The sequence below is a fragment of the Companilactobacillus keshanensis genome (assembly GCF_003946205.1).
In the GTDB taxonomy this organism is placed as follows: Bacteria; Bacillota; Bacilli; order Lactobacillales; family Lactobacillaceae; genus Companilactobacillus; species Companilactobacillus keshanensis.
The window spans coordinates 30,906-45,882 of record NZ_RHOS01000018.1 but is presented as its reverse complement, the minus strand read 5'-3'; the positions used below and the strand labels follow the sequence as shown (position 1 = coordinate 45,882).

Here is a 14,977-nt window from a genome sequence, read left to right as displayed (position 1 = left end):
GTCTCCTGTAGAATACAGGAGACAATCCATGATTTCTTAAAACTTATAAAAATGTCTAACTTTTTTATTGCACTTCAGTCCCATGACTTTTTATTTATGTCTTCGATATCCTATTAAGGGTAATAGTAGAGCTTTCATTAAAAATATTTTGTAAACGCCGGATAACTTGGTATCTATAAAAGCATGACCTCTTTCAGTAAACTTGAGTATATCAAGTAATTGAAGGAGGTTATTTTTTTGGAAACAGTTCAAATTAAAATGGATGAAATCGACAGTAATACAATTGATAAACCAACAATGCCCGTCGCAGCAACACTGCGCTATGGAGACGTGATTTTAGAGATTCATAATGGTATTGATAAATATGTGCTGTACCTTCTTATGAAGGAGCTTCACGAACATGTTGATTATACCAAGGTGTGGTAAGACTGATTTACATCGTGGTATCGATGGTCCGAAAAGAATAATTTAAAGCCAGGTTTTGTAAAAATCGAAGTGTTAAATAAAAAAGAAAATACCCTATTTTATAAGACCAAATATATCCTTTATATGCTCGATCCTATTTGCCCTGATAAAAATAAAAACATTCGCGCTGCCAGTATTGAGATGATGCACAGAAATTATCAAGCAAAAGTAGATGCCTATGAGAAAGCTTATGGTAAAAAGTTGGATTATAAGTTTGATTATGATGATATTGCTGGTTATATTCCATCTGAACCGGTGAGTCTGGAAACTATTTAATATTAGCAAGGTTTAAAATCTTTTCCTTCTGAAAATCAAGTATCCAAAGGCTGTGAATAACAACATATACAGGATAGTTCCAGTTAATAATTGCATATTACTAAGAAGTGTTACTGGATGGTAGGAACTATAATTGTAATACTGTTGGGTCAAATTAGTCATATTCAGTGGATTCCACTTTAATATGTTCATGGCATTTGACTTGCTCCAAAACAAATTAGTTGTAACAAACGGACCCATAAATATAATAAGAATATTAATCGTTATAACGGCCGAATTTGAGTTGATAATGCATGATAGCAAAAAAATCAAACTAATTATAAGTAGGGATGTAATCATATCAACACCGGTATTCATTATCATGTTCAGAGCCAATGGCTTTTGGTATTGATAAATATTTGACCAAGAAGCGGGATTGTTCAATGGTGTCAGTGACAGAATGATTGTAAATATGATTGCAATCAAATGTAAGATTACATCGTAAATAAAAATCACAATAAATTTGGAAAGATACACATGCCATTTACTAGATGCTTTATAGAGTAAGGTTAAAATGGCATTGTTTTGGAATTCCATCGAAAAAAAAGTTGAACCGACAATAATCAAAACAAGCGAGATCCACTGACTAGAATTATAAGCAGTCATTACCAATAATCGTTCACTGGATTTACCCATTGCAATACCCATAATTATCATGAAAAATATCATCATAAATGGAGCAATCCAAGCGACCTTCCTATGATAAAGTTTATAAAATTCTTGATATAAGTTTGAACTCATCATCTTTTCCTTTCACTGGTCAAAGATTACACACGTCTTTTTTTGAAAATAAAATAACCTATTGCTAAAAATAAAGTTGTATAAATTATGTTTCCAATAACAAATTGATTATTAGTAAGTTTTGTAAATTGAGAGTAGTTAGGATGCGACAATTGATTCATGATATTTATCATGTTTAGCGGATTCCAAGCAATAATCCTGTTCAAGTTAGAAAATACTGATAACAATACATTCGATATGCTTGCTCCAAAAAAGCCAATTGCCAATCCTATTCCTATAACTGCTGCATTAACTTTGACAAATGAAATCAATAGTAATTCTAGACTGATAATAAAAAATGAATATATTACGGTTCCCAGCATATTCAGCAACAATTCAATTAGGAGGGTCTGCTGGTCCCAGCTGTACCTATTTCCAATTATTAAAACCTTAATAATTAAAGTAAAAACGAATCCTAAAATCACTAGAAAAAGTGTATACAGAATTAATACCACAAATTTAGAAAAGTATATTTGCCACTTATTACGATTTTTGTACATCAGTGTAATAATCGTATTATCGCGATATTCCATTGCCAAAAAATTGGAACTTATTGTAATAACGATTATTGTTATCCATTGTCCAGAACCAAACCCTTGAGAAATAATTGATTTCGTATTTGAATTGGTAATTGCGACATAATTCATTAATAACAACAAACAAATTGCCCCATATAGTGTCATTTTTTGATGAATAAGTTTGTATAACTCTTGAATTAAATTATTTTTCATCTTGAGATCCTCTATGATTTTTCAAACTAGTGACAACCAGATCTTCAAAAGATGGCTGTTGGAGTTTTAACTCTAGTAGGAGAATATTATTTTGATAAAGAATTTTCTGTATTGAAGATAATGCGCCTCGACTTACCACAATGTGATTGCTAGATTGAGAAAAGTTAATATTGTAATCATTCAGGCTTTGAAGTGTCTTAGGCATATTTTCCGTATATAATTGATATTGTTGATTATTTATTTTTTCAAACTCTTCTATAGAACAATTTGTGATTACACGCCCATCGCTGATCAATACAACGGCTGTCATGACTTTTTCTAGTTCTCCTAGTATATGACTGGATATTAAAAATGAAGTTCCGCTAGAAGAATATTGTTTAATTATTTTTCGAACAAGAATTGTTGCTTCAATATCTAATCCATTCATTGGTTCATCTAAAATCACCAATCGTGGTTTATTGAGCAGTGCAATTGCAATACCTAATTTCTGTTTCATTCCTAGAGAATATCCTTTTGCTTTAAGATCAATGTAAGCATTCATCTTCAATTGTTCAACTATATTCATCATGTCAATTTTGTTTGATGAATATAGTTTGAGATTCTCCAATCCTGTTAGAAATGGATAAATTGCAGGATGTTCGATCAATGCTCCCACCTTAGTTAAGGGTGAATGATTATTTTCTGTTATTTCTTTTCCATTTAGCGTTATAACGCCAGTGAATTTGGTTAAACCTAAAATGGTTTTCATAATAGTGGTTTTACCTGCACCATTTGGACCAATTAATCCAACCACACTACCATCTTTAACTGTAAAAGAAACGTTATTGATTATTTTTCTTCGACCGATAAACGTATTGACGTTACTAAGTTCCAGCATCAGAGCACCTCGTAATTTGACTTATGATTCGAGTATATATTGTAAAAAATCAGCTACAAGGGCAGTTTTATCAATGCTAGAGAACATAGCATGTAAATCTATTAATATATAGGTTTGCTATAGGTAGTAGCATGAATGTTAACTCACATTTAAAAGGAAAGTATTCTATGAATAATAATCTTACTGATAATATGAAATATTGGCGGAAAAAAATAATCTGAATCAAGACGACTTGGCCAAAATGATCAATGTTTCCAGGCAAACTATATCAAGCTGGGAAACTGGTCGAAATAGTCCAGATATCGAAACGCTAGTCAAGTTAGCTGATATTTATCAAATCAGTCTGGAGCAAATATTATTCGATAAAAAACAGCCTATGAAGATCTATTCAAATGGTCTGAAAAGCATTCTTGCAATTGTATCCTCTATTTTATTAGTTGAAAGAATCACACAATTATCAACAGTCAATGCAAGACTATGGATGGATTTTATGTTATTGATTCCAATAGCACTTCTTCTAATTGTATTCTTAGTAAATAAAAATATAATCAATCCTAATATTGGTGCTCCAGTTATAATAATTAGTATGTCGCTATTTGGAGCTATTGGAATTATTAGCAGTGTCATTAATCTCTTTTCCATGGGATTAGGTTTTCAAATAACTTGCTTTGTATGTGGATCAATTGTCATTGTTTACTTACTTTATATACGAAAAAATCAAATCAAAATTTTAATTATGAAACTTAAGAAAAGATGACACGATAAAAAATGGATTAAATGCAAGTTCTTCAGATTTGCATTTAATCCATTTTAGTTTTGAGCTTTTCCACTTTTGAGTTATTTATTCAAAACTTGGAAGTTCAATAAATAGTTTTACTTTCTTGAAGTATTCTATACGAATCTAGTAGAATACATACTATGATGAATACAAAAAATACAGATCAAATAACGATTTTTAAAGCATTGGCGGATTCGGTGAGACTGGATATTATCGAATATCTGAAACATAATGATCATGAGGTTTCTTGTGGTGAGGTAGGGAAGGCACTGAATATTAGTAAAACTTCTGGATCTTATCATTTCAAATTGTTGCAAGAGGCTGGAATTATAACTACTAGAAAAGAGGCTCGAGAAAAATACGTGAGTCTTAATTCAAAGACGTTTGATAAATATGTTACTAATTTTTATAAAAATATTTGAGAGTGTATATTTACACTCTCTTTTTGTTTGTCATTTTACTTGTCATATTTTTTTGATAATGTTAGTTTTAAATAGTTCAAAAACATTTGAACTATTTTGAATAGAAAACAGTGAATGAGGGAAGCATAAATGAGAAATAAGCAAGTCAATTCAACCTGGATTTTGATTTTAACTTCATTAGGATTCTTCATGTCGATGATAGATTCAATGATTGTAACCACCGCTTCAACAGCTATTCGGACAGATCTGAATATCTCCATCGATACCCTGCAATGGGCCATGAACGCATATAATATTACAATTGCAGCTGTACTTTTGGTAGGAGTGTCATTGGGAGAGCGTATTGGGCGTCGAAAAATCTACAATTTTGGAATTTTTATTTTTACATTAGGTTCAATATTATGTGCATTATCTGGTAATATTACGATTCTGGTGATTGCGCGTGTCATTGAGGGAATGGGTGCTTCAGTTATGACACCGATGTCCATGGCGATTTTGACCAATTCAATACCAACATCAGAACGAGGTAAGGTATTGGGGATTTGGAGTGGTATTGGTGGCCTGGCATTGATCGTTGGTCCGTCATTAGGTGGATTGATCGTCGCCAAGTTAGCTTGGCAGTGGATATTTTGGATCAATGTTCCAATTGGAATTGTTGCAATTTATCTTTCGAATAGAATATTGCCAGAAAGTACTGGTAGCAGCGATAAAGTTAATTTGTTAGATTCAGTTCTCATTATAATTGCATCGGCAGGTATCATTTGGTCATTGTCCGCTATGACATCTGCAAACTTAACATTGTTGCCAGCTGTGATAGGAATAATTAGTATATTATCTGGAGTTTGGTTTGGATTTCGTCAGAGGTTTGAAAAAAAGCCGATGATCCCATCTGATTATTTTAAATCAGTAACTTTTACAGGTGGAAATATTGCCACTTTCTTGTTATATGGCTCAATGTACGGAGTAGTGTTCTTTCTTCCACAGTTTTTACAAGTAGTAACTGGTGCTAACCCATTGACGGCGGGTCTAGAAATACTTCCATGGACTGGAACTCTGGTTATCGTTGCACCATTTGCTGGGAAGGCGGTCGACAAATATGGAGAGAAAATAATTGCAACGTTAGGATTATTGTTTCAGGGAATTGGCTATATCTTGATAATAATTTTTGTGAATAAACGCAGTTCATATTTGAATATGGTTATTCCACTTGCACTAGCAGGGGGAGGTTTATCCATGGCTGGTCCAGCTTTACAAAAAGCTGTTTTAGAATCAGTTGATAAATCAGCTATCGGTAAGGCATCTGGAATTTATAATGTTTTTCGATTGTTTGGCGGTGCAGTTGGAACAACCATCTCAGTTATCATTTTTTACAAGTTTGGTGGAGTTTCGAATGCTGAACTCTTTACGAACGGCTTTCGTGCCGCAATATTTGGAGCGGGGATGATTTCTATCTTAGGTGTTATGTTTTCCCTGCAATTCAAAAGAAATAATTCGATAATGTGATTTTTGATATGAAATGACTGGTTAAATAAAATGATTAATATTTAGTATAAAAAAGCTTTAATTTTAAGAAAAAAGCAAATATGTTAAAGTTATTTTTAAACGAATAAGAAAATAATAATGAAACGGATTGCAGTTAGAATACATACTATTACGTATCTTGATTCTTTTATTTGGTATTTTTATAAAAATTCCTTTACTAAAATCATAACTACTCAAGCCATGAAAGACCATGTATTGACATATTGTCGATATTTTATAAGTGATGATTTGTTTACTATATAGGTAGAACCATAAAACAAATTCAGGGAGAATATCTATGCAAGAGTCAGCGAACTCGCAACAAGTAGAAATTAAAGGAATACCGGATGAAATCAAAGGTTGGAATTGGGGAGCGTTTGCTTTCAATGTATGGTGGGGAATCGGTAATAAGACTTATTTGCCACTGCTATGTTTGATTCCAGTTTTTAATATTATTTGGGCATTTGTCTGTGGTTTCAAGGGTAACGAATGGGCGTGGAGTAACAGTGATTATAATGATATTGATAGTTTCAAAGAAATACAAAAAACCTGGAATTTAGCGGGACTAGTTTATTTCCTGGTCAATTTAATTTTTAGTCTAATTGCAATATATTGGATGTATTCGTTGATTGTTGGATTGAATAGTTTAAATTCTATGTATTAATAAGATTAACTTTCAGGCCCTGAAAAGGGCCTTTTTTTGTTGGTTATTTGTTAACATATATGAGCGAGGTGAAAAATGGATATTAAAGAAATGATTCAAAAGGATCGTCCTTACGTGATAAGTTACAAGGACATGCCTATGAATTTACAAGATAAATCAAAAGAATTATATTTTGAATACAATCAGACTAGACCAACGGAGGCTGACAAGCGAAAAAGTATCATTAAGAAATTATTTGCGGAATCCACGGAACAAACAATGATTGAACCCAGTTTCAGATGTGATTATGGGTTTAACATTCACAGTACAGGAATGGCATTTATCAACTATAATTGTTCGATCCTTGATACTTCACCAGTTTATTTAGGAGATGGTGTTTTTATTGCACCTGGTGTCTGCATAGCTTGTGCCAGTCATCCATTAGATCCTAAACAACGTGCTTCTGGAATGGAAACTAGTGCTCCGATTCATATTGGAAATAATGTATGGTTGGGCGCAAATGTTAGTGTACTTGGTGGTGTAACTATTGGTGATAATAGTGTTATTGGGGCCGGTAGTGTCGTTAATAAAGATATTCCGGCCGGAGTTATCGCTACAGGGATACCTTGCAAAATGTTAAGAAAGATTACTGAAAAAGATCGCATCTTATTAACTAAATAGGAGGGGTATAGTGATATATTTTTTAGTCGTCGTTATTGCCTTATTCGGAGCTTTGATGAGAACGGTTTTTGGATTTGGTGAAGCACTGGTTACCATGCCGTTATTGGCGTTGATATCATTTAATATTGAATCGTCAACAGCACTGATTGGAGCTTTAGGATTAATCGTAGCCATTCCGGTAGCTATAAAATATAAGGGTAATATTGACTATCAAGTTTTAAAACGTCTAGTGATTGGATCAATTTTAGGAATACCGATTGGCATATTGATTATCAAACTAGGATCCCCTAAAGTAATTATGAAATTTTTGGGAATATTCATTATTGTTTATGGTGGCTATAATCTCTTTTTTATCAATAAGAATAGTCCGATAAATATAAAAATAAGTAATAAATATGACTATTTGGCGGGTATAATATCCGGTATTTTGGGAAGCTCATTCAATAGTCATGGTGTACCAATAGTAGTTTACGGCACGGCAAAAAAATGGGATGCTCTCAAATTACGAGGAATCCTGCAAGGGCATTTTGTATGTGTTGGTAGTATTGTTGTATTTAGTCAGATATCTTCCGGAATGTGGAGTGTGGAAGTAGTTAAATTACTTTTAATAATCGTTCCTTTGTTGATATTAGTGATACCATTGGGAAATTGGATCGCATCGAAAATAAATAGTGCTGATTTTGTGAAATATGTTTACATGATTTTAATATTATTTGGAGCAATACTTTTGATAAAATAAAATAATCAGTTCAAAATAAGGAGATTTCTCTTTGGAAGACTACTTTAAATGGATTCTAGGTGTTTTGATAACTTTTACTGTTGTGCCATATCTGACTGCAAGAATTGTTTCATGGATCGGACATGTTGCCAAGAAAGCCCTAGTAAATAATTTGGGAAATAATAGTCAGTTAGTTATTGGTGGTTTAGGAGTCGTGATCCATGAACTAGGTCATGCAATTTTTGCCTTTATTTTTGGGCATAAAGTTACTAAAGTTCAATTATTGAATGTTCATTATCAAAATTCGGGAGCTTTAGGGTCGGTTCAGCATTCTTGGAATGAAAGCAATATCTATCAACGTTTAGGCAATTTCTTTATTGGTTTAGCACCATACTATACATGTTCAATAGCACTGTATCTCTTGCAAAGATTTCTATTAAAAGCACAATTTAATTTCAGCTCTATCGGTACTGAAACAACCTTGGATGCTACTAATTTAATTGAGTCGGTTTTAAACAATTTAAAAACTGCTTTTGCTAATGGAACTTGGTCCATGATAATTTTATACTTAATTTTGACAATTATGATTGCCAGTACTGGATACGATTTGAGTGATGCTGATTTTAGTACAGTACACAAGGGAATAATACCTTGGCTAATTGTCCAATTTGTTGTTGGTAATATTTTTATAATTGTTGGTAAAATTGATCTTTTAAATAGTTACTTGCTATATTTCACGTCTTTTTCAATTTTATTTATGGTTCACGCTATTATTAGTATGATTCTAGCAATTATTGTTATTAAAATTTTAGGAATTTTTGAAATATTTTAGATAAAAAAAGCCATCAGATTGGGGAATCTGATGGCTTTTTTGATTTATAAAAATCAACCGGGGGGTGGATACAAACGGTAGGGGATGTTTGTATCTAAACATATTTTGTCAGGTTTAAGAAAGTATTACTAGATTTTTGCTCAAAAAACTATAAAATTATTTTCATTAATGAATCTGGAGTGCTTAATTTGTATTCAGCATTTTTGAATTCTGGATTATCTTTGGCTCCCCAAGTAGCCAAAGCAAATGGTACATCAGCATTATGAGCACATTTCATATCGTAAATTGAATCACCGATGTAGATAGAATTGCCTGGTGTTGCGTGTAACAAATCTAATGCTTTATATATTGGATCAGGGTTAGGTTTGTGTTTTTTTGTATCTGAGGCAGTTACAAAAATGTCGAAATATTTATTCAAATTGAAACGGTCAAAATCATTCTTTAGCTCCTGATGGGTTTTTGAAGTGATTATTCCTAAATTCAAATCAGCATTATTCAAGTTGAAAAAAAGCTTTTCCATACCATCAAAAACAGTTGAATAATTTGCATAATCAGCAATGATAATGCGCCATTTTTCTAATAGGTTATTTAAATCATCCTGATCATTTGAAAACTGTCTTACTCCATCTTCACCCGGTATTCCTAATATATAGTAGAGATCTTCGTCTTTAACCGAAATTCCCTTTTCACGTAAAAGCAATGTTTGAAGTGATTTAATAATCGTATATTCTGTGTCAGTAATGGTTCCATCAATATCAAAGAGAATATTTTTTATCATGTTTGCTCCTTTTAGTTAATTCGTTTTAATAATCGCCATAGTGTTGATCTAGATATGCCTAATGATTCTGCAGTTTTAGTTTTATTAAAGTTATTTATTGAGAGTTCTTTTTGAATGATTAAATCTATACTATCATTTAGGTCGTTATTTATAGGAATACTTAAAAAGTTTTGTTGAATATGTGTTATTTTTGAAGTATTTGTAAGATTGTATTCACTATTTTCTTGGTTTAATCCATATTTCAAACTGCTTAGATTAATATAAGGAGAACTTGAAGCCTTATAGCTTTCGGTCAAAACATTTATAAATTGACGATAGTTTCTTTCCCAAGGTCCTCTGAGTATACGATCAAATGTTATGTCAGTAACACCAAGTGTTTCTCTACCATATTTTATATTTAATTGATTTATCAATAGAGAAATAAGTAATGATATTTGCTGACTGTCTAAGTAGTTGAACGGTTTGATTTCTATATACTTGGGTTGTTTAATTAAGATTTTTGTTAAATTATTTCCACTTTGTGAATCGAGTTCATAACTGAAAATTAGCTTATTTCTTTTGAAAAGTAAAGTTTCATTAATGAAATGCATTAGTTTTTTTTGAAGATTTATGTTCAATTTGTCAAGATGATTGAAAATAATAGTATTTTTAGTGTCTAAAAATGGGGATGCCATTGAACTTTCTAAATTGGTTAGTTTGGATTCTGTTAGTTCATTACAATTTATTTGAAATGTTTGTTTAGATTCCGCAGAACTGATAATGCTTATCAATTGACCTTTTCCTGAACCATTTTCTCCAGCAATAAAAAGTATATCATCATTATGTTTGTATATTTCTAATGCGTTCAAAAATTCTTCCGATAAATTGCTCTTAAGATAAGCATTAAAAATTTTAATATCTATATTATTAGAAGAATCCCTAATTTCTCTAGGTTGGTAATTATTAAGCTGTTTAACTATATATGTAGTACTTTTTAGCTTATTTATTTGATACCATTTATTTTGGCTCATGAATATACTAGCTTTATTATCGTTCCAGTTAATATAATGAATCCTTTTTTTAATGTGTGGCATCAATTTGGCCACGTAATTTAAATTCATTGTGTAATTGATAATATTATCGTCATCAGTAACAACAAGGCCTTCGTTTCGATATTTTAATAACTCTAATAATGTTCTACTAGATTCTTTTTCGGAATATTTATTTTTTAGCAGATTTAAACAATTTTGTAATGCCGAAATAACGCTTTCGTCCCCGGAAGATATCAAAATACAGTTTATTCCGAGCTCATTAGCCAGACGACTTGTAATACGATCACCAATAATAACATCATAGTCATCCTCCTTTAATTTAAGGAGGATTTTTTGTGCATCGTTTAATGATTTTATCTGGAATACTGATAAATTTTTATTAAAGTCTTCAATTACATGTTCCGCGTTAATACTTAAAAAATCAAATCCAACTATTGCAATTTTATTAATATGTTTAAGACTCTGAATGGCCTGCAAAATATCATATTTAGAAACGCCAATGTCAATTATAGGTAAATCAAATTTTTGTTCGAGAGCGCGTTTAGTTCCCCCACGTGAAATTATTGCGTCATAGTTATGATTCCTTAATTGCTTGGTCGCAATTTCAATTCCATAGTTTAAATCTCCAACAAAGTGATCTATTTCTAATTCGGAGAATTCTGGAAGTTGTTTCTTGATAGATTGCTCCAATCCAGCATATGGATAGATACCTAATATTTTAAATTTCAATGCAAGTTATCCTCCTTTGTTTCAGATTGAAACGATAGTGAACATTATTGTGAATTTATAGATTTCTTTTGTAGAAATATGTTTCAATATGAATCATATTATGCTAGTGCTTTAATTTCAACCCATCTAAACTAAGTTAGGAAAGATAAGGAAGGGGAGTGAAGGTATTCGTGTAGAATACCGTGAAAAATGAAATTACCTATTATTGCTATTACTATGGGGGATCCAGCAAGTATTGGTCCCGAGATATCATTAAAAGCATTTAAGCATGAAGAACTATTTGAGAAATGTCGTCCCTTTATTGTGGGAGACGTTTCGGTTTTGAATTATGTTATGGAAGAGATTCCAGATTTGAAAATAAAATTGAACTCTATTTCCGAAGTTAGTGAGGCAAAATTTGAATTTGGTTCAATGGATGTTTTGGATATGCATCTTGTTGATATTGACAAATTGAAGTTTGGACAGGTTAGTGCAATGGCTGGAGATGCGGCTTATAAGTATGTCACTACTGTGATTGATTTGGCCATGAACAAAGAAGTAGATGCTACGGTGACTAATGCCCTTAACAAAGAAGCGATGAATTTGGCTGGACATCATTTTGCCGGGCATACAGAAATATATGCAAGTAGAACTGGCACTAAGAATTACACAATGATGTTGGCTCACGAAAATCTTAGAGTTGTTCATGTTAGTACACATGTTTCATTAAAACGTGCCACAGAATTAGTTAAAAAACCTCGTGTGTTAGAAGTTATTGAAATAGCTAATAAAGCTATGAGGCAATTAGGTATTTCAAATCCAAAAATAGGTGTTGCTGGATTGAATCCACACAGTAGTGAAAATGGGTTATTTGGAGACGAAGAGGAGAAAGAAATTATACCCGCGATCAATGCTGCAAAAGATGAGGGTATAGATGTTACTGGTCCCGTGCCACCAGATACTGTATTTCCTAAGGCCGTTGGTGGATGGTTTGATATTGTTGTAGCAATGTATCATGACCAAGGTCATATACCTATTAAATTAATAGGATTTAAGTATGATCAAAAGACTAAGACTTGGGGAAATGTATCCGGTGTAAATATTACACTAGGGTTACCAATTATTCGTACTTCAGTTGATCACGGAACAGCTTTTGATCAGGTTCTGACTGGAAAAGCAAACGATATAAGTTTATTAAATTCTATTGATTACGCAACAAAATTAGCAATCAATAAATAGAGGAGGTTTAGCAATGAAGATTCTTAAAGGGATAAATAGAGTTCCTGGAGGATTGATGGTGGTTCCACTGTTACTTGGGACTACTTTTAATACTTTCCTACCAAATTCACTTGAAATTGGTGGATTTACAACCGCACTTTTTAAAACTGGTACTTTAACTTTACTATCGTTATTCTGCTTTTGTAATGGTGCACAAATTTCAATTAAACAGGCTGGGCAACCAGTAATTAGAGGAACTGCTCTAACATTTTTCAGACTATTATTAGGTCTTATTTTTGGATGGTTGGTAGGATCTCTTTTTGGAAATGGAACATTTTTAGGGATTTTACCACTCGCTTTAATATCATCAATGACTAATGCAAATGGTGGATTGTATGGTGCGCTTGCAGGGGAATATGGTGATGCTAGTGATGTTGGAGCCATTTCAATTACTACTTTAATGGATGGACCCTTCTTCACAATGATTGCTTTAGGAGCAACTGGAACGGCCAAGTTACCGGTTATGTTATTCGTGGCTGCTTTAGTTCCCATCGTATTAGGATTTATTTTTGGTAATCTGGATTCCGAACTTAAAGATTTCTTTAAGGCAGGGACTGTTATGCCTATTCCATTCTTTGCATTTACACTTGGAGCAGCCCTGAATTTTTCGCAAATTATTAAAGCTGGGCTGCCAGGAATCGTATTAGGTGTTTTAGTAACAATAATTGCCGGATTTGGCGGTTATTTGATTATGAAATATGTACTTCGTACAGAGCATCCAGCTGTTGGTGCGGCTATTGGTACTACTGCCGGCAACGCCGCAGCAACTCCTGCTGCTATAGCTGCAGTTGTACCAGCATTTGCACATACTACTGCCGTTGCTACTGCACAAGTTGCAGCTTCTGTTATCATTACAGCAATCCTTTGCCCCTTATTAGTTTCTTGGTTAGTCAAGCATGAGGATAAATCAAAAGGTAAAGACTTTGTTGAGAAACAAGGTGTAGTTGCAAATGGATAAAAAATATTTAATTATGGCTGATGATTTTACAGGATCAACTGATACTGGAGTACAATTAGCAAAACGTGGAATACCAGTTCAAGTCAGACTTCACGATGAAGATGGAAGCCATTCCTCTCTAGTTGTAGATACTGAATCACGTAACTTGAGTCCTAAGGATGCTAGAGATAAGATTTCAAGAGCCGTTTTACAGACGGATATGAAGGAATTTGATTACACGATCAAAAAGGTAGATTCCACTTTACGTGGGAATATTTCTGATGAACTTAACGAGTTAAATAGACTTTATGATAGTGATATTTTGGTGTTTGCCCCTTCATTACCATCAATCGGCCGTCAGGTAAGAAACAGCATTTTAACTATCAATGGAATTAATGGACTGAATACACAGTTTGCTAAGGATCCCGTGAAACCTTTGACTGAAGACAATATATTTAATATTTTGAAAAAGGCATTTCCTGGCGAAAATGTTAATTCAATTTCATTAGATGAGATAAGAAATGGAAAAGTTCATATAACTCCTCAAACTAAGTTCTATGCAGCTGATTCTATGAACGACTTAGATTTACAATTATTAGTTCAATCTGTTTTGAAGACAAATTTGAAAGTATTATGGGTGGGGTCGTCTGGAATAATGGATGCAATATTAAGTATTGAAAATCCAATAGTACCTGCACTGGCAATCGTTGGTAGCGTGAGCGAGGTCACTGCCAAACAAGTTGAGTTTGCAAAGGAAAACAATGTCAAAATAATTTCAATTCCAATCTATGATGTTTATAAAGATGAATCCTATTATGATTATGTTGATGAAGCCGTTAATGCTATGCGGTCAGGTCAAGATGTTATTGTTACTTCATCTGCTACCGTTAATAGGAAGGAATTAAAGTATACCCAAGACAAATTAAAGGCCGATGGCCTTTCTATGGACGAAATAGGTTTAATAGTTCAATCAATACTTGGTGGATTGGGCAGAAGAATTATTAAGAAAATTAGGCCATCTGGATTATTTATTACAGGTGGAGACACTGCAAAAGGATTCTTTGATGTTATAAAAGCTAACGGTGTTGATATTATTACTGAAATAGCTACGGGTACACCTATGATGAAAATAAAGGGTGGAGAATATAATGATTTAAAAGTCATAACTAAGGCTGGAGCTTTTGGTAACGATGATCTAATTTCTTTCTCGTTTAAGAAATTGAAAGAGTCAAATAAGTAGAATTTGTTTTTGAAATCATATCAATTTTTGATATGGTTTCTTTTCTATTTTGAAAATTTCATCAAAGTAACAGATTTCAATTAAGCGGCTAGGATCCATTACTATAGTGAATTATGTTAGGAATTACTATGTATCTGATTAATCAATTATTTTGTGAAAAATATAGATAATATTGGAAATAATGTTAATGGTTTCAGGTTAAGTACATTAGTAATACTAATGTATCCCATTAACACAAGGCT

17 protein-coding genes are annotated in these 14,977 nt (G+C 32.6%); 12 read left to right on the top strand and 5 right to left on the bottom strand.

The annotated features are described in order from the left end of the window. Window positions 1-237: 237 nt before the first annotated feature. Window positions 238-426 (top strand): hypothetical protein, encoded by a 189-nt coding sequence (locus EKM64_RS09290; protein WP_125677905.1) that lies wholly within the window; start codon window positions 238-240, stop codon window positions 424-426. Window positions 427-495: 69 nt separating this feature from the next. Next, a complete protein-coding gene (locus EKM64_RS09285) occupies window positions 496-741 on the top strand; it encodes a hypothetical protein (RefSeq protein WP_125677903.1) in 246 nt (81 codons plus the stop codon). 12 nt (window positions 742-753) lie between these two features. On the opposite strand, the gene EKM64_RS09280 is transcribed toward EKM64_RS09285, so the two are convergent. Genes EKM64_RS09280 through EKM64_RS09270 form a run of 3 tightly spaced genes read right to left on the bottom strand, consistent with a single transcriptional unit; the run spans window position 754 to window position 3,168 of the window. Beyond that, window positions 754-1,521, bottom strand: coding sequence for an ABC transporter permease (locus tag EKM64_RS09280; protein ID WP_125677901.1), 768 nt, complete (start codon window positions 1,519-1,521; stop codon window positions 754-756). Window positions 1,522-1,547: 26 nt separating this feature from the next. Further along, window positions 1,548-2,291 carry an ABC transporter permease gene (locus tag EKM64_RS09275; protein ID WP_125677899.1) on the bottom strand — a complete coding sequence of 248 codons (744 nt, stop codon included), beginning with the start codon at window positions 2,289-2,291 and terminating at the stop codon, window positions 1,548-1,550. Beyond that, on the bottom strand, window positions 2,281-3,168 hold the full coding sequence (locus EKM64_RS09270) for an ABC transporter ATP-binding protein (RefSeq protein ID WP_125677897.1): 888 nt from the start codon (window positions 3,166-3,168) through the stop codon (window positions 2,281-2,283). The genes EKM64_RS09275 and EKM64_RS09270 overlap by 11 nt, the downstream gene beginning before the upstream one ends. 199 nt (window positions 3,169-3,367) lie before the next feature. Between EKM64_RS09270 and EKM64_RS09265 the strand changes: the two genes are divergently transcribed. The 7 genes from EKM64_RS09265 (at window position 3,368) to EKM64_RS09235 (ending at window position 8,763) form a co-directional block, all read left to right on the top strand. Further along, window positions 3,368-3,925 carry a helix-turn-helix transcriptional regulator gene (locus tag EKM64_RS09265; protein WP_225420997.1) on the top strand — a complete coding sequence of 186 codons (558 nt, stop codon included), beginning with the start codon at window positions 3,368-3,370 and terminating at the stop codon, window positions 3,923-3,925. A gap of 161 nt (window positions 3,926-4,086) precedes the next feature. After that, window positions 4,087-4,368 carry an ArsR/SmtB family transcription factor gene (locus tag EKM64_RS09260; protein WP_125677895.1) on the top strand — a complete coding sequence of 94 codons (282 nt, stop codon included), beginning with the start codon at window positions 4,087-4,089 and terminating at the stop codon, window positions 4,366-4,368. 129 nt (window positions 4,369-4,497) lie between these two features. Beyond that, on the top strand, window positions 4,498-5,871 hold the full coding sequence (locus EKM64_RS09255; protein ID WP_125677893.1) for an MFS transporter: 1,374 nt from the start codon (window positions 4,498-4,500) through the stop codon (window positions 5,869-5,871). A 316-nt stretch (window positions 5,872-6,187) separates the two neighbouring features. After that, window positions 6,188-6,553, top strand: coding sequence for a ribonuclease G (locus EKM64_RS09250; protein ID WP_125677891.1), 366 nt, complete (start codon window positions 6,188-6,190; stop codon window positions 6,551-6,553). Window positions 6,554-6,628: 75 nt separating this feature from the next. Then, window positions 6,629-7,213 (top strand): sugar O-acetyltransferase, encoded by a 585-nt coding sequence (locus EKM64_RS09245; RefSeq protein WP_125677889.1) that lies wholly within the window; start codon window positions 6,629-6,631, stop codon window positions 7,211-7,213. A gap of 10 nt (window positions 7,214-7,223) precedes the next feature. Next, window positions 7,224-7,952: a sulfite exporter TauE/SafE family protein gene (locus EKM64_RS09240; RefSeq protein ID WP_125677887.1), complete on the top strand. Its 729-nt coding sequence runs from the start codon at window positions 7,224-7,226 to the stop codon at window positions 7,950-7,952. 31 nt (window positions 7,953-7,983) lie between these two features. Continuing rightward, the gene (locus EKM64_RS09235; RefSeq protein WP_125677885.1) at window positions 7,984-8,763 is read left to right on the top strand and encodes a hypothetical protein; all 780 of its coding nucleotides are present in this window, start codon (window positions 7,984-7,986) and stop codon (window positions 8,761-8,763) included. 148 nt (window positions 8,764-8,911) lie between these two features. Here the strand turns inward: EKM64_RS09235 and EKM64_RS09230 are convergent, their stop codons facing one another. Then, entirely contained in the window at window positions 8,912-9,541 is a 630-nt protein-coding gene (locus EKM64_RS09230) for an HAD family hydrolase (protein ID WP_125677883.1), read from the bottom strand. A gap of 11 nt (window positions 9,542-9,552) precedes the next feature. Then, on the bottom strand, window positions 9,553-11,301 hold the full coding sequence (locus EKM64_RS09225) for a sigma-54-dependent Fis family transcriptional regulator (protein WP_125677881.1): 1,749 nt from the start codon (window positions 11,299-11,301) through the stop codon (window positions 9,553-9,555). A gap of 189 nt (window positions 11,302-11,490) precedes the next feature. Between EKM64_RS09225 and pdxA the strand changes: the two genes are divergently transcribed. Genes pdxA through EKM64_RS09210 form a run of 3 tightly spaced genes read left to right on the top strand, consistent with a single transcriptional unit; the run spans window position 11,491 to window position 14,735 of the window. After that, window positions 11,491-12,519 (top strand): 4-hydroxythreonine-4-phosphate dehydrogenase PdxA, encoded by a 1,029-nt coding sequence (gene pdxA / locus EKM64_RS09220; protein WP_225420996.1) that lies wholly within the window; start codon window positions 11,491-11,493, stop codon window positions 12,517-12,519. A gap of 13 nt (window positions 12,520-12,532) precedes the next feature. Further along, entirely contained in the window at window positions 12,533-13,516 is a 984-nt protein-coding gene (locus EKM64_RS09215; RefSeq protein WP_125677879.1) for a putative sulfate exporter family transporter, read from the top strand. Beyond that, entirely contained in the window at window positions 13,509-14,735 is a 1,227-nt protein-coding gene (locus EKM64_RS09210; protein WP_125677877.1) for a four-carbon acid sugar kinase family protein, read from the top strand. The genes EKM64_RS09215 and EKM64_RS09210 overlap by 8 nt, the downstream gene beginning before the upstream one ends. The last annotated feature ends 242 nt before the right edge of the window (window positions 14,736-14,977 follow it).

Bases quoted from the DNA above. Each gene is read 5' to 3' on its own strand.
- EKM64_RS09280 (WP_125677901.1), bottom strand. From the start codon at position 1,521: ATGAGTTCAAACTTATATCAAGAATTTTATAAACTTTATCATAGGAAG.
- EKM64_RS09255 (WP_125677893.1), top strand. From the start codon at position 4,498: ATGAGAAATAAGCAAGTCAATTCAACCTGGATTTTGATTTTAACTTCA.
- pdxA (WP_225420996.1), top strand. From the start codon at position 11,491: ATGAAATTACCTATTATTGCTATTACTATGGGGGATCCAGCAAGTATT.
- EKM64_RS09250 (WP_125677891.1), top strand. From the start codon at position 6,188: ATGCAAGAGTCAGCGAACTCGCAACAAGTAGAAATTAAAGGAATACCG.
- EKM64_RS09260 (WP_125677895.1), top strand. From the start codon at position 4,087: ATGATGAATACAAAAAATACAGATCAAATAACGATTTTTAAAGCATTG.
- EKM64_RS09230 (WP_125677883.1), bottom strand. From the start codon at position 9,541: ATGATAAAAAATATTCTCTTTGATATTGATGGAACCATTACTGACACA.
- EKM64_RS09275 (WP_125677899.1), bottom strand. From the start codon at position 2,291: ATGAAAAATAATTTAATTCAAGAGTTATACAAACTTATTCATCAAAAA.
- EKM64_RS09270 (WP_125677897.1), bottom strand. From the start codon at position 3,168: ATGCTGGAACTTAGTAACGTCAATACGTTTATCGGTCGAAGAAAAATA.
- EKM64_RS09210 (WP_125677877.1), top strand. From the start codon at position 13,509: ATGGATAAAAAATATTTAATTATGGCTGATGATTTTACAGGATCAACT.
- EKM64_RS09245 (WP_125677889.1), top strand. From the start codon at position 6,629: ATGGATATTAAAGAAATGATTCAAAAGGATCGTCCTTACGTGATAAGT.
- EKM64_RS09215 (WP_125677879.1), top strand. From the start codon at position 12,533: ATGAAGATTCTTAAAGGGATAAATAGAGTTCCTGGAGGATTGATGGTG.